Origin of the sequence: Vibrio sp. 1641 (assembly GCF_033339995.1) — a bacterium.
GTDB classification, from domain to species: domain Bacteria; phylum Pseudomonadota; class Gammaproteobacteria; order Enterobacterales; family Vibrionaceae; genus Vibrio; species Vibrio alginolyticus.
Genome location: NZ_JAWOVP010000513.1, coordinates 1 through 517, shown reverse-complemented (window position 1 = coordinate 517; position 517 = coordinate 1). Strand labels below are relative to the sequence as shown.

The following is a 517-nucleotide window of genomic DNA, read 5'->3' as shown; positions in this document are numbered from 1 at the left end:
CTCGATGGCCGCATCCAACGCTCGGCATTATCTCGCCGTTGATCTTTATTCCGCTTGCAGAGCAAGGGAAACTGATTGTTGAACTTGGAGAGTCCATCCTCAATCAGTCTTGCGATTTTATCGGCAAACTGAACACAAAGAGACACAGCCAAGGCTTGCCGCCACTGACGGTGCACGTCAACCTGAGTGCGCAGCATTTCTACCATTCACGGCTGATTTCATTCCTGCAATCCATGATTGAAGAGCACAACATCTCTGCAGGTCATTTGGTGCTAGAAATCACCGAAAGTATGCTGATGGGCGGCGAAACGGAATCCATCCACTGCATCAACGAAATCAAACAACTGGGCGTACAACTGGCGTTGGACGATTTTGGTACGGGCTACGCATCATTCAGCAGCGTGTGCAACTTCCCGCTAGACATCGTCAAACTCGACAAATCGTACGTGGATGAAATTGAAACCAACGACCGAGCCAAAACGCTCGTGCGAAACATTGCCAATATGTCGCAAGAGTT

At 49.3% G+C, this 517-nt stretch carries 1 protein-coding gene; it reads left to right on the top strand.

The genetic code is table 11. The features are described 5' to 3' along the window. On the top strand, nucleotides 1-517 hold a 517-nt coding region (locus R7Z47_RS26855), incomplete at both ends, for an EAL domain-containing protein (protein WP_318131027.1).